General features: G+C 70.0%; 25 protein-coding genes. 10 read left to right on the top strand and 15 right to left on the bottom strand.

The window, feature by feature from the left end:
• From ACIQF0_RS14215 to ACIQF0_RS14195, 5 genes are all read right to left on the bottom strand, one after another.
• Window positions 1–519 (bottom strand): 3-hydroxyanthranilate 3,4-dioxygenase, encoded by a 519-nt coding sequence (locus ACIQF0_RS14215; protein WP_401029165.1) that lies wholly within the window; start codon window positions 517–519, stop codon window positions 1–3.
• Window positions 516–941, bottom strand: a complete 426-nt coding sequence (locus ACIQF0_RS14210; RefSeq protein WP_401029163.1) for a RidA family protein — start codon at window positions 939–941, stop codon at window positions 516–518. Before ACIQF0_RS14210 ends, ACIQF0_RS14215 begins: the two co-directional genes overlap by 4 nt.
• Entirely contained in the window at window positions 938–1,654 is a 717-nt protein-coding gene (locus tag ACIQF0_RS14205; protein ID WP_401029161.1) for a 2-keto-4-pentenoate hydratase, read from the bottom strand. The genes ACIQF0_RS14210 and ACIQF0_RS14205 overlap by 4 nt, the downstream gene beginning before the upstream one ends.
• Window positions 1,651–3,090: a 2-hydroxymuconic semialdehyde dehydrogenase gene (locus ACIQF0_RS14200; RefSeq protein ID WP_401029158.1), complete on the bottom strand. Its 1,440-nt coding sequence runs from the start codon at window positions 3,088–3,090 to the stop codon at window positions 1,651–1,653. The genes ACIQF0_RS14205 and ACIQF0_RS14200 overlap by 4 nt, the downstream gene beginning before the upstream one ends.
• Before the next feature lie 82 nt (window positions 3,091–3,172).
• On the bottom strand, window positions 3,173–4,024 hold the full coding sequence (locus ACIQF0_RS14195) for an alpha/beta fold hydrolase (protein ID WP_401029155.1): 852 nt from the start codon (window positions 4,022–4,024) through the stop codon (window positions 3,173–3,175).
• A 124-nt stretch (window positions 4,025–4,148) separates the two neighbouring features.
• Here ACIQF0_RS14195 and ACIQF0_RS14190 point away from each other — a divergent pair, with 124 nt between their 5' ends.
• Window positions 4,149–4,733: a CGNR zinc finger domain-containing protein gene (locus tag ACIQF0_RS14190; protein ID WP_401029152.1), complete on the top strand. Its 585-nt coding sequence runs from the start codon at window positions 4,149–4,151 to the stop codon at window positions 4,731–4,733.
• Here ACIQF0_RS14190 and ACIQF0_RS14185 read toward each other — a convergent pair.
• The gene (locus tag ACIQF0_RS14185; RefSeq protein ID WP_401029149.1) at window positions 4,712–5,389 is read right to left on the bottom strand and encodes an alpha/beta fold hydrolase; all 678 of its coding nucleotides are present in this window, start codon (window positions 5,387–5,389) and stop codon (window positions 4,712–4,714) included. The two genes, ACIQF0_RS14190 and ACIQF0_RS14185, sit on opposite strands and share 22 nt — an antisense overlap.
• Before the next feature lie 124 nt (window positions 5,390–5,513).
• Between ACIQF0_RS14185 and ACIQF0_RS14180 the strand changes: the two genes are divergently transcribed.
• On the top strand, window positions 5,514–5,948 hold the full coding sequence (locus ACIQF0_RS14180) for a cupin (RefSeq protein WP_401029146.1): 435 nt from the start codon (window positions 5,514–5,516) through the stop codon (window positions 5,946–5,948).
• Window positions 5,949–5,951: 3 nt separating this feature from the next.
• On the opposite strand, the gene ACIQF0_RS14175 is transcribed toward ACIQF0_RS14180, so the two are convergent.
• On the bottom strand, window positions 5,952–6,314 hold the full coding sequence (locus ACIQF0_RS14175; RefSeq protein ID WP_360039002.1) for a helix-turn-helix domain-containing protein: 363 nt from the start codon (window positions 6,312–6,314) through the stop codon (window positions 5,952–5,954).
• A gap of 110 nt (window positions 6,315–6,424) precedes the next feature.
• On the opposite strand from ACIQF0_RS14175, the gene ACIQF0_RS14170 reads away from it, so the two are divergent.
• The 5 genes from ACIQF0_RS14170 to ACIQF0_RS14150 all read left to right on the top strand — a co-directional run bounded on the left by ACIQF0_RS14170 (window position 6,425) and on the right by ACIQF0_RS14150 (window position 11,220).
• Entirely contained in the window at window positions 6,425–6,793 is a 369-nt protein-coding gene (locus tag ACIQF0_RS14170; RefSeq protein WP_401029142.1) for a DoxX family protein, read from the top strand.
• A 154-nt stretch (window positions 6,794–6,947) separates the two neighbouring features.
• Window positions 6,948–8,171, top strand: a complete 1,224-nt coding sequence (locus ACIQF0_RS14165; RefSeq protein WP_401029140.1) for a glycosyl hydrolase family 8 — start codon at window positions 6,948–6,950, stop codon at window positions 8,169–8,171.
• 32 nt (window positions 8,172–8,203) lie between these two features.
• Window positions 8,204–9,241: a right-handed parallel beta-helix repeat-containing protein gene (locus ACIQF0_RS14160; protein WP_401029137.1), complete on the top strand. Its 1,038-nt coding sequence runs from the start codon at window positions 8,204–8,206 to the stop codon at window positions 9,239–9,241.
• A gap of 89 nt (window positions 9,242–9,330) precedes the next feature.
• Window positions 9,331–10,047, top strand: coding sequence for a spermidine synthase (locus tag ACIQF0_RS14155; protein WP_401029134.1), 717 nt, complete (start codon window positions 9,331–9,333; stop codon window positions 10,045–10,047).
• A gap of 30 nt (window positions 10,048–10,077) precedes the next feature.
• On the top strand, window positions 10,078–11,220 hold the full coding sequence (locus ACIQF0_RS14150; RefSeq protein WP_401029131.1) for a VanZ family protein: 1,143 nt from the start codon (window positions 10,078–10,080) through the stop codon (window positions 11,218–11,220).
• Here ACIQF0_RS14150 and ACIQF0_RS14145 read toward each other — a convergent pair.
• Window positions 11,157–13,265, bottom strand: coding sequence for an alpha/beta fold hydrolase (locus ACIQF0_RS14145; protein ID WP_401029129.1), 2,109 nt, complete (start codon window positions 13,263–13,265; stop codon window positions 11,157–11,159). The two genes, ACIQF0_RS14150 and ACIQF0_RS14145, sit on opposite strands and share 64 nt — an antisense overlap.
• Window positions 13,262–14,335, bottom strand: coding sequence for a class I SAM-dependent methyltransferase (locus ACIQF0_RS14140; protein ID WP_401029126.1), 1,074 nt, complete (start codon window positions 14,333–14,335; stop codon window positions 13,262–13,264). Before ACIQF0_RS14140 ends, ACIQF0_RS14145 begins: the two co-directional genes overlap by 4 nt.
• A 107-nt stretch (window positions 14,336–14,442) precedes the next feature.
• On the opposite strand from ACIQF0_RS14140, the gene ACIQF0_RS14135 reads away from it, so the two are divergent.
• Window positions 14,443–17,097 carry a helix-turn-helix transcriptional regulator gene (locus ACIQF0_RS14135; RefSeq protein ID WP_401029959.1) on the top strand — a complete coding sequence of 885 codons (2,655 nt, stop codon included), beginning with the start codon at window positions 14,443–14,445 and terminating at the stop codon, window positions 17,095–17,097.
• Here ACIQF0_RS14135 and ACIQF0_RS14130 read toward each other — a convergent pair.
• The 5 genes from ACIQF0_RS14130 to ACIQF0_RS14110 form a co-directional block, all read right to left on the bottom strand.
• Window positions 17,065–17,691, bottom strand: coding sequence for a glyoxalase (locus tag ACIQF0_RS14130; protein ID WP_401029123.1), 627 nt, complete (start codon window positions 17,689–17,691; stop codon window positions 17,065–17,067). The genes ACIQF0_RS14135 and ACIQF0_RS14130 overlap by 33 nt on opposite strands.
• A 10-nt stretch (window positions 17,692–17,701) precedes the next feature.
• Window positions 17,702–18,328 (bottom strand): DedA family protein, encoded by a 627-nt coding sequence (locus ACIQF0_RS14125; RefSeq protein WP_401029120.1) that lies wholly within the window; start codon window positions 18,326–18,328, stop codon window positions 17,702–17,704.
• On the bottom strand, window positions 18,325–19,464 hold the full coding sequence (locus ACIQF0_RS14120) for an alpha/beta hydrolase family protein (protein WP_401029117.1): 1,140 nt from the start codon (window positions 19,462–19,464) through the stop codon (window positions 18,325–18,327). The genes ACIQF0_RS14125 and ACIQF0_RS14120 overlap by 4 nt, the downstream gene beginning before the upstream one ends.
• 76 nt (window positions 19,465–19,540) lie before the next feature.
• Window positions 19,541–20,197 (bottom strand): response regulator, encoded by a 657-nt coding sequence (locus tag ACIQF0_RS14115; protein WP_401029114.1) that lies wholly within the window; start codon window positions 20,195–20,197, stop codon window positions 19,541–19,543.
• Window positions 20,194–21,651, bottom strand: coding sequence for a sensor histidine kinase (locus ACIQF0_RS14110; RefSeq protein WP_401029111.1), 1,458 nt, complete (start codon window positions 21,649–21,651; stop codon window positions 20,194–20,196). Before ACIQF0_RS14110 ends, ACIQF0_RS14115 begins: the two co-directional genes overlap by 4 nt.
• Before the next feature lie 134 nt (window positions 21,652–21,785).
• Between ACIQF0_RS14110 and ACIQF0_RS14105 the strand changes: the two genes are divergently transcribed.
• Entirely contained in the window at window positions 21,786–22,367 is a 582-nt protein-coding gene (locus tag ACIQF0_RS14105) for an NAD(P)H-dependent oxidoreductase (RefSeq protein ID WP_360039037.1), read from the top strand.
• Between the two features lie 6 nt (window positions 22,368–22,373).
• Window positions 22,374–23,036 (top strand): TetR/AcrR family transcriptional regulator, encoded by a 663-nt coding sequence (locus tag ACIQF0_RS14100; RefSeq protein ID WP_401029107.1) that lies wholly within the window; start codon window positions 22,374–22,376, stop codon window positions 23,034–23,036.
• Here ACIQF0_RS14100 and ACIQF0_RS14095 read toward each other — a convergent pair.
• The gene (locus tag ACIQF0_RS14095; RefSeq protein WP_401029956.1) at window positions 22,966–23,871 is read right to left on the bottom strand and encodes an arsenic resistance protein; all 906 of its coding nucleotides are present in this window, start codon (window positions 23,869–23,871) and stop codon (window positions 22,966–22,968) included. The genes ACIQF0_RS14100 and ACIQF0_RS14095 overlap by 71 nt on opposite strands.
• Window positions 23,872–23,884 lie beyond the last annotated feature (13 nt).

Here is a 23,884-nt window from a genome sequence, read left to right as displayed (position 1 = left end):
TCAGCCCTTGCCGGGATGCAGGGCGCCGCAGTTCTCGCAGGTGCGGCTGTCGGTGGAGGCGTAGAACTTCTCGAACACCGGCGGCAGGTCGGCCACGATGTCGCGCACCTGCAGTTCGATCTCGTGGATGAGGTGCGAGCAACTCGGGCAGTACCACTGGAACCGTTCGAGCGTGCCCTCCTCGCGGACGCGTTCGATCACGAGGCCGATCGAGTCCGGGTCGGGGCGCTGCGGCGAGTGCGGGGTGTTGCCGGGCAGCAGCCACGTCTCGCCCTCGCGGATGTGCACGGTCTGCGGACCCTCCTTGGTCATGACGTCGACGTGCATGTCTCCCTTGATCTGGAAGAACCACTCCTCGTAGGGATCGTGGTGGAAGTCGGTGCGGCTGTTGGGGCCGCCGACGATCTGCACGATGAAGTCGTCGCCCAGCGCCATGGTCCTGTTCGCGACCGGCGGCTTGAGCAGGTGCCGGTTCTCGGCGATCCAGGCCTGGAAGTTGATCACGGGCGGCAGAGTCATCGAGTCTCCTCGGTACGCGGCAGGCGGGCGATCGCCTGGATCTCGATCAGCAGGTGCGGATGGGGAAGCTGGTGCACGGCGACGGTCGTGCGGGCCGGTCCGGTCTCGTCGAAGAACTCGGCGTAGACCTCGTTGTAGCCGCCGAAGTCGTTCATGGAGACCAGGAACGTGGTGACCTGGGTGACGTCGGCGAGCGTGCAGCCGACCTCGCCGAGGATGGTGGCGATGTTCTCGATCACGGCCCTGGTCTGGGCGCGGACGTTCAAGTTCGTGGTGCCCAGTTCGTCCACCTCGACGCCGGCGAACGTGTCGTCGGGGCGCCGGGAGCTGGTGCCGGAGACGAACACCAGGTCGCCGGAGACCTTGACGTGCGGGAACCGGCCACGCGGGCGGGCGAGTCCGGTGATCGTGCGTGCGGTCATCGCGGCCGTCCTTCGAACGAGACGGGACCGAGCCCGTCGATGAAACACTCGACTTGTCCCCCGGTCAGCGGCAGGGCGACGGTCGCCGCGCCTGCCAGCACCACGTACCCGGCCTTCAACGGGATGTTCCGCTTCCGTGCCACCTCTTCGAGGGCTACCAGCGCGTTGGCCGGGTCGCCCAGAATCGCGCTGGTGGAGCCTTCCACAATGGACGATCCCGCGGTCAGCCGCACGGCGCGGTCGCCGACGTCGGTCATGGCCTGCCACGGTCCGATGACGTACCCGGCGGCGGAGGTGTTGTCGGCGATGACGTCGGTGTAGGTGAAGCGGAAGTGCTCGTACCGCGAGTCGATGATCTCGATCGCGGCGGCGACCGCGTCCACGCACTCCAGGATCGGGACGGTGCCGTCGACGTCGCGGGACAACCGGTAGGCGATCTCCGGTTCGGCCTTGGGGTGGATGAGGTTCTCGCTCGTCCGGCCGGACATCCCGCTCGTCAGCCGGCCGACGATCACCTCGGACACGCCCATCTGCCTCATCTTCGCCTCGCTGGTGAAGCCGAGCTTCACGCCGGTGATGAACTCGCCGTCGCGTTCCCGCAGGGCGATGAGCGCGTGCTGGACCGCGTAGGCGTCCTCCACCGTGAGATCTCCGAAGCTGGAGATCGCCGTCGCGGTCGTCTGTGCTTTGTGGAGGGTCTCGGCGTGGTTCACAACTGCACGCACACGTTCGTCGGCTCGGTGTAGAAGTGCAACGACGACTCGCCGCCCTCGCGGCCGATCCCGGACATGCCCATGCCGCCGAACGGTGACCGCAGGTCGCGCAGGAACCAGGTGTTGACCCACGACATGCCGACGTTCATCGCCTGCGCGACGCGATGGCCGCGGCGCAGGTCGTTCGTCCAGACCGAGGCTGCCAGGCCGTAGTCGGTGTCGTTGGCGAGCGCGATCGCCTCTTCCTCCGTGTCGAACGGGATCAGCGCCGCGACCGGGCCGAAGATCTCGTCGCGCACCACGCGGTCGGCGTTGGTCAGCCCGGTCCACAGCGTCGGTTCGATCCACGAACCGTCCCGCAAACCCTCTGGCATCTCGGGAATCCCGCCACCGGTGATCGCCTTCGCGCCGGCCTCCTCCGCCAGCGCGAGGTGGTCGAGCACCTTGCGCCGGTGCTGCTGGGAGATCAACGGGCCGGTGGTCGTGTCCGGATCGGACGGATCACCGAGCTTGAGCGCTCGCGCGCGTTCGGCCAGCCCGTCCGCGACGTCGGCGAAGATCGCCCGCTGCACGTAGACGCGTTCGGTGCACAGGCAGACCTGGCCGGTGTTGGTGAAGATCGCCCGGCCCAGCCCGGTGAGCGCCTCGTCCAGGTGCACGTCGTCGAACACGATCGCCGCGTTCTTGCCGCCGAGTTCGAACGACACCGGGCGGACGCGCGGCGCGACCGTCCGCATGACACGAGTGCCGGTCGCGGTGGAACCGGTGAACGTCACCCCGTCGATGCCGGGGTGTCCGGCCAGAAGCTCACCGATGTCACCGTGACCGTGCACCACGTTGTAGGCGCCCGCGGGCAGTCCCGCGTCGCGCAGCACCTCGGCGAGCAACGTCGCCGTGGCCGGGGTCAGCTCGCTCGGCTTCACCACGACGCTGTTGCCGCACGCGAGCGCGGCCGACACCTTCCACGTCAGCAACAGCAGCGGGAGGTTCCACGGCACGATCACCGCGACCACGCCGAGCGGTTTGCGGACGGCGTAGTTCAGCGCCTGCCTGCCGTCCGCGAGATCGGTGAGGAACGACTCCTGACCGGCCGCGGACACCACGTCCGCGAAGGTCCGGAAGTTGTGCACCGCCCTCGCCACGTCGAGTTCCCGCGCGAGTGCCACCGGTTTGCCGGTGTCAGCGACCTCGGCGGCGACGAACTCCTCGAACCGCGCCTCGATGCCGTCGGCGCACCGTCGCAGCACGGCCGCCCGCTCCCGCACCGGCACCCGGTCCCAGCCGGACGTGCGCGCGGCGGCCACCGCCCGGTCGACCAGCGGCGCGTCGGCGGCCTGCACCGTCGCGTGCGTCCTGCCGGTGGCCGGGTCGACGTCACCGAAGGCCGCGTCCCGCTCGGCGAACGCGCCACCGACGAAGTTGCGGATCATTTCCATGACCACCACTGTGGGCAGCGCCGCCATGCTCCGCCAATGCCGTTCTCGCGGCCGGTCATGCCCGCCCGGCTATAGCGTCAGGTCAGGCGAAAGTCTTCGCCAGCACCGTGTTCACGTGCGCGGCGATCTCGTCGGCCGCCTCCTCCAGCGCGAAGTGGCCGGTGTCGAGCAGCACGACCTCGGCGGAGGGCACGTCCCGGCGGTAGGCCTCGGCACCGGGAGCGATGAAGAACGTGTCGTTGCGTCCCCAGATGGCGAGAACATTCGGCTGCCGTTCGCGCAGCCAGGCCTGCCAGGACGGGTAGCGGCCGGGGTTGGTCTGGTAGTCCCACAGCAGCGCCTTCATGTACTCGGCGCGGCCCGGCAGGTCGATGACGGCCTGGTCGGCCAGCGCCTGCTCCGGGTCGATGTGCTCGGGGTTCTTCGCGCCGGTGAGCCACTGGTGCTGAGTGCCCGCGAGGCTGACGACCCAGTCGACGGTGTCCTGGTGCTCGGCCCTGTCGCTCCACCAGCCGTTCAAGCCCTCGACATCAGGGCCGAAGCCCTCCTCGTAGGCGTTGCCGTTCTGCGTGATCACGGCCCTGACCCGCTGGTCGTGCTCCAGCGCGATCCGGAAGCCGACCGGGGAGCCGAAGTCGAACACGTAGACCGCGTAGTCGCCGACGCCGAGCAGATCGATGACCTTGCCGGTGACCTCGGCCAGCCGGTCGAAGGTCGGGCTCTCCGGCAGCGGGTCGGACGAGCCGAAGCCGGGGTAGTCGATCGCGACCAGGTGCCAGTCGGCGGCGAGCCGGTCGATCAGCCGCACGTAGGCACGAGTGCTCGACGGGTAACCGGGCAGCAGCACCAGGGTGGGCCTGCTCGCGTCACCCGCCTCGCGGACGAACACCTTCAGGCCGTCGACCTCGACGTGGTGGTGGCGGATCGCGGGCATCTCGTTCTCCTCGGTTCGTTCTAATGGGTAGAACGACCGTATACACGTTAGGTTCGCCGCTGCAAGAGTTCCTGAGGAGAATCTGCTAACGTCTCACTCATCAGTTCAACCATTAGGAGACGGTGTGGCCACAACCCTGTCCGAGTTCCAGGCGGCGGGCTTCCCGATGGGTGCCGAGCCGCTCGTGGCGCTCGACCTGGTGGACACGCAGGCGTTGTGCCTCGACCCCGTCAGGGACTTCCTCGCGGATGAGGCCGAGCACGCGAAGTGGTGGGCGCTGCAGGCGGACCGGCTGCCCGCCGCACCACCACCGGCGATGAGCGCCACCCGCCGGTTGCGCTCAGTGCTCCAGGAACTGTTCGACGCTCACCTGACCGGGCGCGCGCCGGATCCGGCGCTGATCGCGGACCTCAACGCCGTCGCCGCCGCGGTTCCGACCAGCCCTCGGCTCGACGGCTGGGGAGCCGCGGCGAAGGCAGGGATCCGGTGGCACGACGACTACAACGGCCATCCGGCACTGGCCGCGATCGCGGGAGAGGCGATCCGGCTGCTGGCCGACCCCGTGCAGATGGAGAAGCTGCGCGCGTGCGGCAACCCGGCCTGCTCCATGGTCTTCCTGGCGGAGAACAAGCGCCGGGTCTGGTGCGCCGCCAACGTGTGCGGTAACCGGGCCCGGGTCGCGCGGCACTACGAACGCACGCGCGCCTGATCCTTCGTGGCCTCGTGCAGCAGCACGGCGAGCGGGGCGGGCGTGGACAGGAACGGCGAGTGCGACGTCGGCAGGTGGTGCACCACCGACGCGCGGGTGGCCAGCTCCTCCTGCAACGCCGGCGGCATCGTCTTGTCGTTGTCGCACACCAGGTACGTGGACGGGATCGTGAGCCAGCCGGCGGCCCTGAGCCGGTCAGAGGCGGAACGGGCGCTCTGCGGCCGCAGCATCGCGACGGCACGCTCGGCCAGCACGGGATCGACGTCGCCGTAGAACTGGGCGACGGCATCAGGCGGCGGAGCGACGAACTCGGTCTCGAACGGCGGCATGCCCGCCGCCTCACCGATCGACGTGCCCGCTTCGAGCATCCACGCCGCCAGGTAGACCAGCCGCGTCACGAAGGCCGACCCCGCCGTCGCCTCGGTGACCGGGAAGCCACCGTAGGAGTGCCCGACCACCGCGACCGGCCGGTCGATCGCCGCGATCGCGTGCCGGATGGCCTCCGCGTCCTCGTGCAGCCCGGCGGGCGAGCCCGAACTGGGCAGGTCGACGGTGTGCGCGGTGCGGCCGAGGTGGCGCAGCTCCTCGACCACGAGCTCCCAGCACCACGAACCGTGCCACGCGCCGTGAACGAGAAGGATGTCGGGTAAGTGCATCTGTTCTCCCACCAGGAAGCCGGAATCGTCTCACGGGCACGCCTCGCGCCGAACCGGACCCGGCTAAGATCGATCACGCCGGCGGCCGGAGTGCCGCCACCCCCGCACGTCTGAGGAGACGCCCATGCGGACGATCAGCCGGCTCGCTCTGGTCACGGCGCTCGTCGGTCTCGCGGCCACCGCGGCACCGGCCGTCGCGGGTGCGACGCCGGGTCACGGGGTCAGCGCCGTCACGATCTTCGACCAGACCGTGGGCGACACCCAGTACGTGATCAGGGAGATCACCATCGAGCCGGGAGGGGCCACGGGCTGGCACTACCACCCCGGCCCGGTGCGCGGCGTGGTCACCAAGGGCGTGCTGACCCACCACGACTCCGACTGCGCGGTGGACGGCGTGTACCGGCCGGGTCAGTTCATCAGCGAACGCAGCGGTACCGGGTACGTCCACATCGGACGAAACCTCGCGGCCACCCCGCTGGTGCTGACCGTGTTCTACGAGAACCCGGCCGGCAACCCGCTGGCCGTCAGCACGCCGAACCCCGGCTGCTCCTTCGAGTGAGGACTACCGGCGGCGGTTCGCGTTGATCTCGTCGCGGTGCTCCAGCGCCCACTCGGCGAGCGCGATCACCAGCGGCACCAACGTCTTCCCGAGCTCGGTCAGCTCGTACTCGACCCGTGGCGGTACCTCCGCGTAGGCCGTGCGGCTGATCAGGCCGTCCTCGGCGAGGTGCTTCAACGTCAGCGTGAGCATGCGCTGCGAGATGCCGGTGACCGTCTTCTCCAGCTCGCCGAAGCGCAGCGGGCCGGAGAACAACGCGCCGACGACCAGCAGGCTCCACTTGTCGCTGATGCGGTCGAGGACCTCGCGGACCGCGCCCCCGTCGTTCATCGGCGGCGGACAGCTGCCGCCGGGAGTGAACCCCATCACAGCCGGACCTCCCGTCCTGGACACATACATCGGTGTGCCTTTTGCGACGCCCTCATTGCAGACACATCATGAGGCTACGCACAAGAGGTAAGGATTGGAGAGTTCGAATGAACATCGCACTGTGGGTGGTCCAGGGCCTGTTGGCGGCGCTGTACCTGGGCGCCGGGGTCATGAAGCTGGTGCGGCCGCGCGAGCAGATGATCGCGTCCGGCAACTTCGACTGGGCGAAGGACGTCACCGACACGGGCCTGAAGGGAATCGGTGCCGTCGAGGTGCTCGGCGCGCTCGGCCTGATCCTGCCGTGGCTGACCGGCATCGCCCCGATCCTGACGCCCATCGCGGCGGTCGGACTGGTCATCGTGCAGGTCTTCGCCGCACGGGCGCACGTCAAGATCGGCGACACGAAGTCGTTGCCCGTCAACGTGATCCTGCTGCTGTTGGCCGCATTTGTCGCGATCGGCCGTTTCGCCGGCTGAACTCACCGCAATCGCCGCGAAAGCGCTCAGAGCAGACATTTCGCATTATAGTATGTAAAGTTTCCTATCATATTGACCAGAGGTCTAGACGTGTGTCACGCTCACGAAAATCGCCGCCCTCCAAGAGAAAACGGCCACTTCGAGCGAGGGACACATGCGCAAAACCCTGCAAGCACTGGCTTTGACCGCTGTCGCCGCCACCAGTCTGATCTCCGCGCACTCGGCGATCGCCGCTCCGGTGGCGGCGAAGGCCGCGGCCTCCCCGTACGTCCCGGGAACGCTGCGCCCGTCGGCTGACCAGGCGACCCAGGACGCCGCGTTGATGAAGTACTGGAACTTCTGGAAGACCAACTTCCTGAGCACCAAGTGCGGTTCCGGTACCTATGCCGTGCTGTCCAAGGACGCCGACCACGCCTACGTCGCCGAGGGCGAGGGCTACGGCATGACGATCGCCGCGATGATGGGCGGCAAGGACACCCAGGCGCGGGCGATCTTCGACGGCATCCTCAAGTTCGTCAAGGCGCACCCGTCGGTCAACAACAAGGACCTGCACGCGGCCGAGCAGGACGCGAACTGCAAGAGCGTCAACGGCAGCGACTCCGCCACCGACGGCGACCTGGAGATCGCGTACGGCCTGCTCGTCGCGGACAAGGTGTGGGGCAGCACGGGGTCGGTGAACTACCTGGCCGAGGCCAAGCGGGTCATCAACGCCATCAAGAAGTCCGAGGTCAACTCCAGCTCGAAGTACGTGCTCCTGGGCGACTGGGGCAACGACGCCGAGTACAAGAACAGCTCGCGCTCGTCGGACTGGATGCCCGGCCACTTCCGCGCGTTCGCCAAGGCGACCGGCGACTCGACCTGGACCACGATCCGCACCACGCACGAGAGCGCGGTCACCAAGATCCAGTCGCAGTACTCGAGCAAGACCGGGCTGCTGCCCGACTTCGTGGTGAACACGAACAGCAGCATCAAGCCCGCGCCGGCGAACTTCCTCGAGGGCGAGTACGACGGCGCCTACAGCTGGAACGCCTGCCGCGACCCGTGGCGGCTCGGCGCCGACGCGATCACCGCGTCCGGCAGCGCCGCGCAGGCCCAGGTCCGCAAGATGAACACCTGGATCCAGACCAAGACCGGCGGTGACCCCGCCAAGATCGGTTCGGGCTTCAAGCTCGACGGCACCGCGACCGAGTCGGGCGAGCACCCCTGCTTCACCGCGCCGTTCGCCGTGGCCGCGATGAACGACCCGGGCAGCCAGGTGTGGCTCGACAAGCTGTTCACCCAGATCACCAAGTTCAGCCCGGACAAGAACGACTACTACGGCACCGGTATCAACCTTCAGGTGCTGATCATCCTGTCCGGCAACTTCATCGCTCCCTGATCACCCTCCGCCGCCCCCACCGGAGGTTCCCCTTGTCCCCCAAAAAGACCTGCGCCGCGGCCATCGCACTGGTGATCGCGTCGCAGTGGACGCCCGCCGCTCAGGCCGCGACGGTCAACGTCACGACCGCGGCTCAGCTGAAGGCAGCGCTCGCGAGCGCGACGCCCGGCACGACCATCTCGCTCGCGGCCGGCACGTACCGCGGCTCGTTCGTCACGCAGAAGGCCGGAACGTCGGCGCAACCGATCACGCTCACCGGTCCGGCCGGCGCGGTGCTGATCAACGACGGTCCAGCCGGCGACCCGCCGGACTGCCCGGCCCCCGCGCCGGGCTACGACTCCGGTTACGGGCTCTGGCTGGTCGACGCGCCTTATTGGAACCTCACCGGGTTCACGGTCGTGGAGTCCAAGAAGGGCATCGTCGCGGACAACTCGCACCACACGGTGATCGACCGCGTGACCGTCCGCAAGACCGACGAGGAGGGCGTCCACTTCCGGAAGTCCTCCGCCGACAGCATCATCCGCAACTCGACGGTCACCGACACCGGACTGGTCCAGATCGGGTTCGGCGAAGGTGTCTACATCGGATCCGCCGAGTCCAACTGGGAGTGTCACGGCAACAGCGGCGGCGTCGACAGGAGCGACCGGGTCCAGGTGCTGAACAACACCATCGGCCCGAACGTCACCGCCGAGCACGTCGACGTCAAGGAGGGCACCCAGAAGGGCGTCATCCGCGGGAACACGTTCAACGGCAAGGGGATCTCGGGCCAGCACTCCGCCGACTCGTGGGTGGACGTGAAGGGCTCCGGCTACCTGCTGGAGAACAACACCGGCACGTTCAGCAAGCCCGGCACCCTGGCCAACGGCTACGAGACGCACCAGATCACCGGCGGCGCGAGCGGGTGCGGCAACACCTGGAAGAACAACAGGTCGGACGTCGGCGGCTCCGGCGAGTACGCCATCAAGATCACCACGCTGTCGCAGTGCGCGAGCAATCCCAACGTGGTCCACGCGTCCAACACCGTGGCAGGCGCCAAGAAGGGCCTGACCAACGCGAAGGTCACTCCGTAGGTGCTACGCGGCTGTCCTGCGGGTTCGTCGAACCCGCAGGACAGTGCTCACCCGATCGGGTCCAGGTCCACGGGGTACCGTGCCGTCGCATGAGTGCTCGGTTCCAGGAACTCGACTACCGCCAGACCCCGCTCGGTGAGCTCACCCTCCGCCGCCGGCTCGAACCCGGCACCGGCAGGGAGATCCACGAGATCAAGCTCAACGAAGAGTTCCTGATGTCCAGCCTCTTCGTCGTCGCCGAGGTCGAACTGGCCCGGCTGGCACTCGCGGAACTGTCCGGGGACGGCCTGAACGTGGTCGTGGGCGGCCTCGGACTCGGCTACACCGCGCAGACCGTGCTCGAAGACCCGCGGGTCGGCGCGCTGCTGGTCGTCGACGCCCTCGGCGAGGTCATCGAATGGCACCAGCAGGGCCTCATCCCCGCCGGGAAGACGCTGGCGGCCGACGAGCGCTGCCGGCTCGTCCACGGTGACTTCTTCGACCTGACCCGATCCGGGCAGGGCTACGACCCGGAAGCGCCCGGCAGGCTGTTCGACGCCATCGTCGTCGACATCGACCACTCCCCGCGCCACCTGCTGCACCCCAGCAACGCCGACTTCTACGAACCGGAAGGCGTGCGGCGGATCAGCGACCTGCTCAGCCCCGGCGGGGTGTTCGCGCTGTGGTCCAACGACCCGCCCGAGGACGAGTACGTCGCCACTCTCGCGACGGTCTTCACCGACGTGCGGGCCGAGGTCGTCAGCTTCCCCAACCCGATCCAGGGCCGTGACTCGACGAACACGGTCTACCTGGCGAAGCGCGGCTGACCGCGTCCATTCGCCCTATCTTCGAGAATCTTGGTTTGGCCGCAGCCGTTCGCGGGCATTGGATCGCTCATGATGGCGTCGTACTGGGAGACCGCCCGGACCGGTTTCCTGGCGTTCGTGGGTGTCGGGTTGCTGGTTCTGGTTCCGCTAGTGCTGCTGCACTACTTCCGATTCCGGCGGGTGGAGCCGCGCAGGGCCTTCGTGCTGTACGGCCTGCTGGCCTACGGGCTCGTCGCGCTGGCGTTGATCTTCCTGCCGTTCCCGTCGGACGTGGCGAAGCTGTGCACGGGCGACCAGATGCTGTCCACCGTCCCGTTCCAGTGGGTGACCGACATGAACAACAACATGGCGGCGTACGGACGTTCCGGCATCGGGGCGATGGTGCGGTCGCAGGCGTTCCTGCAACAGCTGTTCAACGTCGCGTTGTTCGTCCCGCTGGGTGTGGTGCTGCGCAAGGCGTACGGCAAGGGGCCGCTCGCCGTGATCGCCATCGCCATGGGCCTGTCGCTGGCCATCGAGGTCGTGCAGTACACCGGCAACCTCGGCTTCTACCCGTGCCCGTACCGGATCGCCGACGTCGACGACCTGATCTCCAACACCTTCGGCGGTCTGCTGGGGTGGATGTTGGCACCGGCCGCGATCGTGGTGCCGAGGGTGCCCTCGTCGGACGAGGCGGCGGCGCCGATCGGCACCGTCACCTTGCCGCGCAGGCTGATCGGGCTGGTCTCCGAGCTCGTCCTGGTGATCGTGATCGCGAAGCTGGTGCTGCACTCGGACCCGCTGTGGGCCGTCTGCGTGCTCGTGGCGTTCCGCGTCGTGCTGCCGGCCGCGGCGAACGGGATGACGATCGGCGGAATCCTGCTGCACTACCGGATCCGCTCCCAGGACGGGTCGCGGGCCAACCCGGCCCAGCTCGCGCTGCGCGAACTCCTCGGGTTCACCGGTTTCATGGCCTACGCGACAGTCGTGTCGCCGCTGATCGACATCGGCTGGTGGGACCTGGTCGTCGTGGCGTTGTACGTCGGCGGGGCGTTCGTCTTCCCGGTCTTCCGGCGGGACCAGCGCGGCTGGCACGAGCACGCCGCACGGACGCGCGACCTGCCCGCTGTTCACAACAGTTCGGCGAGCAGGGAGGCGGCGACCGAGGCCCCGTTGGACTCGACCGCGCGGTAGGCGGTCTCGCGTCCGACCTCCTCGGCGATGGCCGTGGCCAGCACCTCGCGATCGACGACCTCCTCGTAGGTCATGCACCGGCCCGCTCCGTAGCGATCGAGCCGGTGCCGGACGTGGAAGTTCTGCTCGAAGTGGTGGCGCAGCGGGACGAAGATGAACGGGCGCCGGGCGGCGGTCAGTTCCATGCACGTGGTCAGGCCGCCCTGCACCACCGACAGGTCGCACGCGGCGAGGTGCCGCGGCAGATCCGGCAGGTAGCCGCGGATCTCGACGCCGGGGTGGCTCGGCAGCGAGGCCGGATCGATGCGCGGTCCGGTGACGACGAGGAACCTCAAACCCGGTACCCGTCGAGTTGCGGCGGGCACGGCGTCCAGCACTCGCCGCAGCAACGACTCCCCCACTCCTGAGCCGCCGACCGTGACCACGCACAGCTTCTCGTCGTCGCGGACGCGGAGCTGCCTGCGCAACGCGGCGCGCTCGCGTTCGTCCGGCGGGTCGAATCCCGTGACGTAGCCGGAGAAGTCGAAGTTCTGCTCCGTCCACTCGCGAATCGCGGGCAGGCCCTCGCCGAACGGCAGGGAGATCACGTCGTCCGGGTTGCCGACGAACACCGACCGGTCACGTACGCGACGCAGGCGGGCTCGTTGCTCGATCATGTCGAGGTTGTAGTCGGCGGTCAGGCGTTGCTCGCGGGCGCCGCCGTCGGGCATCGGAAGCCAGCCGACGAAGTCCGTCAGCCAGGCGAAGGAGAACCGCTTCAGGGCGGGGTTCTCGTGCAGGAAGTAGTCGACGTCCCAGGCCTCGTCGCCGATCACCAGGTCGTACGGCTCGGCGTCGAGGACGTCGTTGAAGACCATGAAGTTGTTGACCAGCACCGCGTCCAGGCGGCGGAACGCCTCGAACACGTGCAGGTCGTGCTCGCCCGCGTCGTCCTCGACGTGGGCCGACTCGTTCGCGAGCCACGCGGACGCCGGGTGGATCCGCTCCCCCGCCGGGCCGAGCACCTCCGTGACCGGGTGCTGCGCGAGCCAGTCGATCTGCAGGCGGGGATGCAGTTTGCGCAGTTCGGACGCTATGGCGAGGTCGCGGCGGGCGTGGCCGAGGCCGATCGGCGAGCTCAGGTAGAGCGCTCGCGGTGGCCTGGTGATCGCCCTGGACGACCTCGTGCGCCGGGCCACGGGGTGCACGCGCTCGACGAACTCCTTGATCAGCAGGTTGATCCGCACCGGGTCGCGGGCGTGCACGCCGTGCCCGGAGTCGTCGAGCAGCACCAGCGAACCGCCGGTGAGCTCGGCAAGGCGTTCCCCGATGGCGTGCGGGCGGATGCGGTCGTCGGTTCCGTGGATCACCAGCACCGGGCAGCGGACCCTGCGGCAGTCGTCCTCGATGGACGCGGAGCTGTTCCGGCCGATCGTCGTGTCGACCAGCGTGGCGGGCTCGACCTCGTGCGCCCACCGCACGGCGTCCTCGATCTGCTTGGTGGAGTGCGGTTCGGGGAACATCCGCGCGAAGAACCAGTCGGCGAAGTCGTCGTAGCCGCCGTTCAGCCAGTGGTGCCGGTTGTACTTGGTGCCGCCTTCCACCGCCTCCCAGGCCGCCTTCTCCTGCGCCTGCGCGCCGATGAGCGAACCGCTGGCCGGGCCGATCACGACGATGCCGGAGACCCGGTCCGGGTGGTGCGCGGCCGCGAGCACCGACCAGGCGTCCCCGCGCGACAACGCCACCAGCACGGCCCGTTCGGTGTTCGTCGCGTCCAGGACGGCGATCGCGTCCGCCGCGCACTCGGCGTCCACATAGGACTCACCGCCGGCCGGGCGGTCCGAGTCGCCGGACCCCCGTCCGTCGAAGGTGACCACCCGGAAGTGCCTGGCCAGGTAGGGAACCTGGGCCTTCCAGAACCTCGACGGCACGATCGACCACGTCGGCATCATCAGCACCGTCGGCCTGCCGGGGTTGTCGTAGACCCGGAACGCGAGCCGCACCCCGGCGCGTTCGGCGAACCCCGCCTGGTCTGCCTCGCGCACCGGGCGCGGCTCGGCTTTCACGGCCGGACTTCGAGGACCTGGTTGAACGGGGTCTGGGCCACCCCGGCGAACCGGGTGAACCCGCCGGCCACCGCCACGTCGCGGATGCGCGCGGGCCCGGCCTGGGTGCCGAGCGCGAGTCCGACGTCCTGCGACAGCGAGGCCGGCGTGCACAGCAGCGCGGAGAAGCCGTAGTAGGTGCGGCCGACGGGGTTGAGGTTGTCCTCGACGTGGTCGCCCGCCATGGGTTCGACGATCATCCACGTGCCGTCGGACGCCACCGCGTCCCGGACGTGCCGTGCCGCCCCGACCGGGTCGCCCATGTCATGCAGGCAGTCGAACATGGTCACGAGGTCGTAGTCCCTGCCGCTGAAGTCCTTCGCGGAGGCGACCTCGAACGTCACCCGATCGCCGACTCCGGCGGCCGCCGCCCGTTCGCGGGCGATCGCGATCGACTCGGGGTGGTAGTCCGACCCGGTGAAGAACGACTTCGGGAACGCCTGTGCCATCAGGATCGTTGATGCGCCGTGGCCGCAGCCGACGTCCGCGACCCTCGCACCGGCCTGCAGCTTCGCCGTCACGCCGTCGAGCGCGGGCAGCCAGCCCTCGATCAGGTTCGCCGCGTAGTTCGGCCGGAAGAACCGCTCGCAGCCGAGGTGCACGTCGGTGTTGTGCTCGTGCCAGCCGACCCCGGAACCGCTGCGGGCCGCGTCCAGCACCCGTCCGGCGTCGTGCACGGTGCCCAGCGCGATCTGGAACATGCCGGGCAGGAACGCGGGGCTGTCCTCGACCGTCAACGCCACCGCGTGCTCGATCGGCAGCGTGTATCGGCTGGTAGCGGGGTCGTAGGTGACATAACTCCCGGCGGCCTGGGCGTTGAGCCACTCCCGCGCGTAGGGCTCGGCGGTGCCGGTGCGGTCGGCGAGTTCGGCGGGGCTGATCGGGTCGCCGGACGCCATCGCGCGGTAGTAGCCGAGCTTGTCGCCCATGACGACGAGCGCGGCGTTCAGCGTGGCGCCCACCTCGTCGACGGCGCGGAACACGAACTGCATGAGCTTGTCGGTGTCTACCTCGGGTCTTGTCGTCGTCATCTGCTCTTCCCTCCGGTGAGGGTCGGAACCTATGAGCGCCAACGGGACGGTCGCATCAGGTGCCCCACCTAGTGGCGTGGAGTCTGCTTACACTCCCCCGTGTGCTGATGGGACGCGAGTCCGAGCGTCGACAGGTCGAGCGGCTCGTCGCGAGCGCCCGGCTCGGGCACGGCGGCGTCCTGGCGATCACCGGCGAGCCCGGTGTCGGCAAGACCGCGTTGCTGCGGTTCGCCGCCGAGTGCGCCACCGGCATGACCGTCCTGCAGGCCGCCGGGAGCGAGCCGGAGCGGGAGATCCCGTTCGGCGCCCTGCACCAGGTGCTGCGGCCCGCGCTCGACCGTCTCAACGAGATCCCGGCACCTCAGGCGCAGGCGTTGTCCGTCGCGCTCGCACTGAGTCCCGGGCCCGCGATCGATCGGTTCGCGGTCGGGGCCGCCACGCTGAGCCTGCTGTGCCGGTTCGCCGAACAACGGCCGGTCGCGGTGCTGCTGGACGACCTGCACCTGGTCGACCGGCCGTCGGCGGACGCGCTGGCGTTCGCGGCACGCAGGCTCGAGGCCGACCCGATCGTGCTGCTGGCCACCACGCGCTCCCCTGATCCCGGACTGCCCGCGCTGCCGTTGTCCGGCATCGATCTCGCCGCCGCGGGTGAGCTGGTGTCGAGCCGTTCCGGCACAGCCCTGTCACCCGAGTTGATCGCGCGGCTGCACCGCGCGACGGCCGGGAACCCGCTGGCGTTGATCGAACTGGCCGCGCACCGGCTGGAGCACGTCTCTCCCGAGGCTCCGCTGCCGGTGTCGGCGGCGCTGGCCCACGAGTTCGCGGCGCAGGCCCGGTCGCTCGGTGAGGACGGGCGTGCGGCGGTGACCGTCGCCGCGGTGGCGGGCAACGACCTGCGGGTGGTCGCGAACGCGTGCCGGTCGCTCGGTGTCACCGTCGGCTCGCTGGCCGAGGCCGAGAGCGCCGGACTGGTCCGGATCACCGACGGGCACGTCGAGTTCCGTCATCCATTGATCCGCTCCGCCGTGTACGGGGACTGCGATCCGCAGCGGCGCCGGTCGATCCACCGCGCGGTGGCGGAAGCCGTGGGGCCGCACGACGCCGATCGGCAGGCCTGGCACCTGGCCGAGGCGTCCGTCGGACCGGACGCGGACGTCGCGGATCTCCTCGAACGGGCGGCGGAGCGGGCCCACGAACGCGGTGCGCACGACGTCGCCGCGGCCGCGTACGAACGGGCCGCGCGCCTGAGCCCGGACGTCGAACGGCACGCCCTGCTGTGCGTGACGGCGGCGGAGTCGGCCTGGCTCGCCGGCACCACGCCGCGCGCCGTCGCGTTGCTCGACGAGAGCGGGTCGAACGAGCAGAGAGCCTTGGAGCTGCGCGGGGCGATCGCGGCGCGCACCGGTTCGCTGACCGAGGCCCGCGACCTCTGCTGGACCGCCGCCCGTCAGTCCGGTGACCCGGAGGAAGGCGTCGTGTTCTTGGCCGACGCCGTGAACGCCTGCTTCTACCTCGGCGACACCACGTCCGCGATCGCGCTGGCCCACGAGATCGAGGAGTTGCTCGGGCAGGTGACGACACCGCGGGCACTCGGGCTGGGTCAGATGGCGGCGGGCGTGGCGCGGATCCTCGCCAACCAGGGCGGCGCCGGCCAGATCCGGTCCGCCACCGGCCTTCTCGCCGCCTCCGACGAGTGGCGAGACGACCGGCGCAGGCTGTGGTGGCTGATGATCGGGCCGTTGTTCCTGCGCGACGCCGACTCCGGCGCCGAACTCCGGCGCATCGTCGGCCGGGCACGTGCGGAGGCGGCTGTGGGAACCCTGCCGTCGCTGCTGTTCCACGTCGCGAGGGACGAGGCGACCACCAACCAGTGGGTGCGGGCTGAGGCCACCTACGACGAGGCGACCCGGCTGGCGCGGGAGACCGGGCAGGAGACCGACCTCGCGATGTGCCTGGCGGGCCTGGCGTGGCTGCGGGCACGACTGGGCGACGAGGCGCGGTGCCGCACGCTCGTCGCGGAGGCGCTGCCCCTCTGCCGCTCCCGCGACATCCACATCGGACGGGTCTGGTCGCTGTTCGCCTTGGGAGAGCTCGAACTGGGGCTCGGCGATCCGCAGAAGGCACTGGCACACCTGGAAGAACTCGCGACCCTCCTCGACGACCTCAAGCTCACCGACCCGGACCTGTCCCCCGCGCCCGAACGCGCCGACGCGTTGGTGCGGCTGGGCAGGCACGAGGACGCCTGGCAGGTCGCGCGGCGCTACCGTGCCGAAGCCGCCGCGAAGGGCCAGCCGTGGGCGATGGGACGCGCCGAACGCACGATCGGCATGCTCAGTCCCGCCTTCGACACGCACTTCGAGGCGTCTTTGCGGTTCCACGAAAGGACTTTGGACGACTTCGAGACCGCGCGCACCCGTCTCGCCTACGGTGCTCGCCTGCGGCGGGCCCGGCGCCGGGTCGACGCCCGGCCGCACCTGCACGCCGCGCTGGAGACGTTCGAGAACCTCCGCGCGGCCCGGTGGGCGGATCTCGCCGCGGTCGAACTCGGCGCGACGGGCGAGACGATCAAGCGCCGCACACCGGGCGAAACCCTGACGCCCCAGGAGTTGCAGGTGTCACTGCTGCTCGCGGAGGGCAGAACCACCCGCGAGGTCGCCGCCGCGTTGTTCCTGAGCCCCAAGACCATCGAGTACCACCTGCGCAAGGTCTACACGAAGCTCGGCATCCGCTCACGCGCCGAGCTGGCCGGCCGTCTGCCCTGACGCCCACGCGAACCCGTCCGGGTCGACGAAGCGACCGGCGCCGACCATCTCGATCCGGTGCGAGCCGGAACCCTCCGGCGACACCCCGGCGTCCTTCGCGAGGGCACGCCGCCGGTACAGCCCGAGCTTCACGGCACCGGCCGAGGCGAACTGGACGTACATGCGGCCGAAGCTCTTCTCGACGGTGAAGCCCTGGTCGAGGTAGCACTGCTTGCTCGCGACGATGTCGTTGGCGCCGAGCAGGAGCACGACGTCCTCGATCTGCCCGGTGGCCGGGCCGGTGTTCTTCTTCTGCGAGGTCGCGACCTTCCAGATGGTGCCGTCCGGCGCCTGCACGACCCCGCCGTAGCCCCACATCGACTTCGCGGCGGGCTTCAGCACGGTCGCGCCGGCGTCGATCGCGCCGCCGATCAGCACGTCGACGTCGGCGGGCTGCGCCACCGTGAGGGACAGGGTGAAGCCGCGGAAGCCGGTGGCCGGTTCCTGGCTCTCGCGCAGCCGCAGCCGGGAGCCGAGCCCGAAAGCGTTGGCGTAGAAGCGTTCGGCGGCCGCGAGGTCGGCCACTTCGAGGGTGATCGCGTCGAATGAGGTCATGCCGGCAACGCTAGGCGCCACCCCGCGACCGTTGCTTCTCGATTCCTGACCGCCTGCGCAGCAGCACCACCGCCACCACGACGACCACGGCGACGGCCGCGACCGTGCTCCCGGTGCCGATGAGCTTCTCGATCCGCCGGGCGGTCTCCCCCGCCGCCGCGCCGAGTCCGATGTGCAGCGCGCACCAGCCCGTGGCGCCGGCGAGAACGGCGGGCAGGAACGTCCGGTACGGCAGCCCGGCCGCTCCTGCCGCGGCGGGCAGCAGGGTGCGCAGCACCGGGAGGAAGATCGCGATCAGCACCGCGACCGCTCCCCGTCTGCGCAGGAAGTCCGTTGCACGGTCCCAGTGCCGCGCGCCGTGCCGCCGCACGATCCGCGTCTCGCGCAGCCGTGCGCCGTAGCGCCGGCCGATCAGGAACCCCACCGAGTCGCCTCCCACCGCGCACACCGTGGTCACCAGCCACATCACCACGAACGCGGACGGGCTGGTGGCGGTCGTGCCGAGCACGAAGAGACCGGTCTCGCCGGGAGCGATGAACCCCAGGCCGAGCGTGCACTCGCCGAAGACGAGCAGTCCGGCGGCGACGACCACCCAGGCAGGCGGCAGCTGCGCGAGCCAGTCGAGGAACGCGGTCACGGGACGAGCCTCACGTCCGGGTGGGCGGGCGAGTCGCCGTCGAACAGGGTCGTGTGCTGCCCGCGCAGGTGCAGGCCGAAGAACGCGGCGAGGTAGTCGCGTTGGGCGGTCAGGCTCCGGCGCGGGTCGACGGTGCCGATGGCCGCCGCGAGTTTGTCAGCGGGCAGCGGGTGTTTCTGATCGATCTGCGGCAGCAGCACCTGGGCGTCGGTGAAGCTCGCGTGTTCCGCCTCTGGCAGGTAGACGTCCCGCTTCCAGCCGGTCGAGTTCGCCCAGAACGACGCCCAGTCCGGTGCGTGCGCGTGGTTGTGCGGGTGCTTGTCCGAGCCGCTGGTCCCACCACCCATGAGCAGGAACGGCCGATCAGCGCCCCGCGCGCTGGCCTGGCCGGAGTTCGGGTCCATGCTGCCGTCGAGGTTGGCGCCCGCGTCGATGCGCGGTTCGGTGAGCATGGCCTCGGCGGCGGTGAACCCGCCCATCGAGTGGCCGACCATGCCGACCCTCTCCAAGTCCATCGCGCCGGCGAGGGCCGTGGAGCCGAGCCGGTCCAGCACGAAGCTGGTGTCGCGCACCCGTTCCCGCATCATCAACGCCGTGTCCGCGCGGCTCACCGGGAGTTCCACGCGGTCCGGGAACTCCACGGGTCCGGCGAAGGTGTGGTCGACGGTCACGACGACGTAGCCGCGGCTGGCGAGGTCCTCGACCAGCGTGGTGCCGAACGAGCGGGACTGCCCGCCTCCCGGCGAGTACAGGATCACGGGGCGACGGCCGGGCAGGGCGATGGCGGTCCGCGCGTGAGTGCGGGTACGCGCGAAGTCGGCGACACCGGGGTCGAGCCCGGCCGAGGGACCGGCGGTCTGGTCGTAGAACGCCGCGATCCCCGCGCTGAGGTGGCGGGACGGGGCCTTGAGCGCGGGCATCGCCGGGTACCACAGGGAGATCATCAGTTCCCGTGACCGGCCCGGCGCCCACGGATCGGTGCGCGAGTGGTCGACGAGGTGAAGTTCGGTGGTGCCCACGGGGAACGGCCCGGACGGCCTCGGCAGTGCCAGCGCGACGGGTTCGGCCGCGGCGGGAACCGCCATCACCGCCGTCAGCCCCACCGCCCCGACGACGGCCTTGTACCTGGTTCTCATGCGGCCAGCCTGTCGATCACCACCACCGACCGGCATCTGCCGAAGGCTGTCGTGGGGACTGGCCGAAAGGCATAGATCACCCCTGAGCGACGAGCCCCGCCTCGAAGGCGATGATCGCCGCCCGCACCCGGTTCGGCACCTCCAGGCGGCGCAGGATGGAGCCGACGAACACCTTCACCGTGCCCTCCACGACGTGCAGGCGCCGGGCGATCTCGGCGTTCGGCAGCCCGGCGCCGACCAGCGCGAGCACCTCCCGTTCGCGATCGGTGAGCCTCGCGACGAGGTCTCGCGCACGGGCCGCGCCGGTCTCCCGTTCACCGCCCAGCCGCCGGATCGCCCAGTGCGCGATCTTCGGCGACAGGTACGCCGCCCCCTCCGCCACGGCCCTGATGCCCGCGAAGAGTTCCCTCGGATCGCCTGTCTTGAGCAGGAATCCGCTGGCACCGCCGTCGAACGCGCGGGCGATGTGCTCGTCCTCGGAGAACGTCGTCAGCATGATCACGCCGGTGGACGGGACGGTGCGGCGGATCTCCGCTGCGGCGGCGAGGCCGTCCATGCCCGGCATCATGATGTCGAGCAGCACGACGTCCGGCCGGTGCGCCTGAGCGAGTTCCACGGCCGCGCGCCCGTCGGCCGCCTCGCCCACCACCTCGAACTCCGGGTCGGCGCCGAGCACGGCCCGGACACCGGCTCTGGTCAGCGGCTCGTCGTCGGCGAGCAGGACCCTGATCACCCCGTCACCTCCGCCGAGATGGCGCTGCGCGGCACGGTTTCCTTGAGCACCAACCGGTTCTCTGCGAAGCACAGGCGGAAGAACAGCCGGTCGTCGGTCTGCACGGCGGACCAGTGGTAGCGGCAGTCGGCGCCCTTCGGCGGGTCGGACAGCATGCGTTCGGAGTCCCCCAGGATCTGGAACGGTGGCAGCACGGCCTCGACGTCCGCGCGCGGCGCGCCGAGCTGGATCTGGTCGAACACCTCGGGATCGAGGCTGTTGTTCGCGCCGACCACCGCGTAGAGCGCCATCGCGAGCACGGCGACCGAGGTGCCGATCAGGAGTGGTTTCCTGGCCACGCGGATCAGGCTCCGGCGAGCCGGTGCGCTGACGGTCGCCGGCCGTGCGTCGTGCGGTAGTTCCGCCACCAGTGCGAACCCGCCTTCGTGCGGTTCGGCGGTGAGCGTGCCGCCCAGCAGCGTGGCCTGTTCGGTCAGGCCTGCCAGTCCGGCACCTCCGCTCGTCGCAACGGAACTCCTCGTCGCCGGTCCATTTGCGACGGTGACGGTCGTGCTGTTGTACGAGCGTTCGACCCGCACGCTGACCGGTGCTCCGGGCGCGTGTTTGGCGGCGTTGGTCAGTCCTTCCTGGACGATCCGGCACACGGCGCGTTCGACGGCTTCCGGTGACGGCTCGGCCGGGCTCCAGGTGACGTCCATGCCCGCCGCTGCCGCGCGTTCGACCAGTTCGCCGACGCCGGTCCGTTCGTCCCGCGGACCCAGCACACCGATGATCTCCTGGAGCCGCTCGGTCGCCGCCGCGACCCCCGCCCGGATCTCGCCGGCCGCGACCTGATGCCGTTCGGCCAGGTCCGGGGCCACCTCGAGAGCCGCGGCGCGCAACGCGATGAGCCCCCACTCGTGGCCGAGCGAGTCGTGCATCTCCCTGGCGATCCGAGCCCGTTCCAGCAACGCGGCCCGCTCCTGCCCCGCCGCCACGAGTGCGGCGCGCGACCGCAGGTACCGGCCAGCGAGCCACGGTCCCAGCACCACGACCAGCACGATCAGCACCAGCAGGAACCAGTCGTAGACCCCGAACAGCACGCCGAACCCGCCGCGCACCGAGCCGTCCGCCAGCACGCTGACCGGCAGTCCGGCGAGCACCACGGCCGCCAGCGGCACCAGTACCGGTTCCGGCACCCACCGCCCGGCCCGGAACCCGAACACCCCGGCCGCGAGGAACGGCCAGACCCACGGCGGGTTCGTCACGGTCGGCGCCAGGACCAGCGCGGGTATCGCCGCGGCGGTGACGAGCGCGCACAGCGTCCACACCGGAAACCGGCGGAAGAGCAGCACCGCGGCGGTCAGCAGGACCAGACCGGCGATCAGCCCGTCCCACGCTTCCGCCACCAGCGGCACCGCCAGGACCACCCACAACGCGGCTTCCCGCCACCGCAGCCCCCAGCCGCCCCTCATCTGTTCATCGTAGAAGACGGCCGTTGTGACCTACGGCACCGAGCTGGACGACAGGAAGCGGGGTAGAGTCCATTTACAGAAACGGGGTGTAGTCCGCTTAACCCCAAGATGGTCTCGGCAAAGGACTTCAGGACATGACGCACATCGGAATCATCATCGGCAGCACCCGCCCCGGCCGGAACGGCGAGCAGGTCGCCAGGTGGGTCCTCGAGCACGCGGAGCAGCGCGACGACGCGACGTTCGAACTGGTCGACCTCAAGGACTTCCCGCTGCCCCACCTCGACGAGCCGATGCCCCCGATGATGGGCCAGTACCAGCACGACCACACCAAGGCGTGGTCGGCGAAGATCGCCGAGTTCGACGGGTTCGTCATGGTCACGCCCGAGTACAACCACTCCACGTCCGGCGTGCTGAAGAACGCGATCGACTACCTGTTCGCCGAGTGGAACAACAAGGCGGTCGGCTTCGTCTCCTACGGCGGCGTGGGTGGCGCCAGGGCCGTGGAGCACCTCCGTCTCGTCGCGGGCGAGCTCAAGCTGGCCGACGTGCGCACGAGCGTGTCGCTGTCGATGTTCACCGAGTTCACGAACTTCACCGAGTTCCACCCGTCCGACTTCCAAGTGGCGACGCTGTCCACGATGTTCGACGAGCTCGTGGCCTGGAGCAGCGCTCTCGCCCCGCTGCGCGACCGTCAGCTCGCCGCGCAGCAGGCCTGACGTTCCGTGGAACCCGTCGCGCTGTCGTTGGCCCGGCCCCGCGAGGTTCGGGCCGACGCCGCGCGCAACCGCGCCCATCTGCTCGAGGTCGCCCGCGAGATGGTCGCCGAACTCGGTGCCTGCAACGTCACCATGGACGGCCTCGCCGAACGCGCCGGCCTCGGCAAGGGCACGGTGTTCCGCCGCTTCCGCACTCGTGCGGGCATCTTCCTCGCCCTGTTCGACGAGGAGGAGAAGCGCTTCCAGCACCGCGTGATGACCGGGCCGCCACCGCTGGGGCCCGGCGCACCGGCGGTCGAGCGGCTGGTCGCGTACGGCCGGGCGCGGCTCGAGTTCCTCGTCCAGCACGCCGCGCTGGCCCGCGCCTCGCTGGACACCGCCCAGCCGATCCCCAGCGAGAGCCCGTCGTTGTTCCACGTCCAGATGCTCCTGGCGGAGGCCTGCCCGGTGGACGCGCGCAGCGGCATCCTCGCGCTACAGCTCGTGGCCGCGCTGGAAGGCCCGATCCTGCTCTACCTGCAGGCCCCGGACGACACGCCCGACCCGACCCGGCTGGTGCACACCCTCGGCGCCGGTTGGCAGGTCCTGGCCGAGCGCGTCACGGCAGCAGGCGCGGCACCACCCGCACGTAGACGACCATGCCGACCACCTCCACCAACGTCTGCGTGACCACCACGACGGCGGCGAGGTCGTCCGGCAACGCCAGTGCCAATGGCAGCACGACCAGCGAGTTGCGCGTGGCCCCGGTGAACACGATCGCCCGCCCGGCGGCCACGTCCAGCCGGAACACCCGCGCGACGGCCACCCCGGCGAACGCCATGACCACCAGGAACGCCACGTAGAACGGCACCACGCCGACGACCTGCCCGAGGTCGTCGCCGAGCTTCGGCACCTGCGACGCCACCACGGCGAACAGAGTCGCGGCCATCAACGGCACCATCGTGGTGCTGATCGCGCCGACCCGCTCCCCCGCCACTGCCTGAGTGAGCCACGCCAGCGCCAGCGGAATCGCGATCAACACCACGAAGGCCTCGACGAACGGCCCGGGCTCGACCACCAGGCCGGTACCGAGGAACAGCAGCAGATAACCGGGCAACAACACCATCTGCGCGATCAGCAGGAGCGGTGTGGCGGCAAGCAGGCGCTGACTGTCGCCGCCCGCCAGACCGCTGAACACGATCACGTAGTCGACGCACGGCGTGAGCAGCACCAACAGCACGCCCAGCCTGATCGCCTGATCAGCGGGCAGGAACGTGAAGAAGGCCGCGACCACCAACGGCACCACCGCGAAGTTCACGAGGAGTGCGGCGCCGAGGAACCGTCCCGCGCGCAGCGAACGCCCGAGCTCGGCCACGGGCACCTGCAGGAACGTCACGTACAGCAGGGCCGCCAGCACGGGGTTGATGGCGTGTTCGAGCACCGGCCCGGCGCCAGGAGCGGCCCACCCGGCCGCCCCACCCGCGGCCAGTGCGCCCAGGTAGACGGCGATCTGATGGCGTTCCATGCCCGCGACGAGC

This window comes from Lentzea sp. NPDC092896 (genome assembly GCF_044754905.1).
Lineage (GTDB): Bacteria > Actinomycetota > Actinomycetes > Mycobacteriales > Pseudonocardiaceae > Lentzea.
The sequence above is the reverse complement of the archived record's forward strand: the minus strand, read 5'-3'. Positions and strand labels throughout refer to the sequence as shown.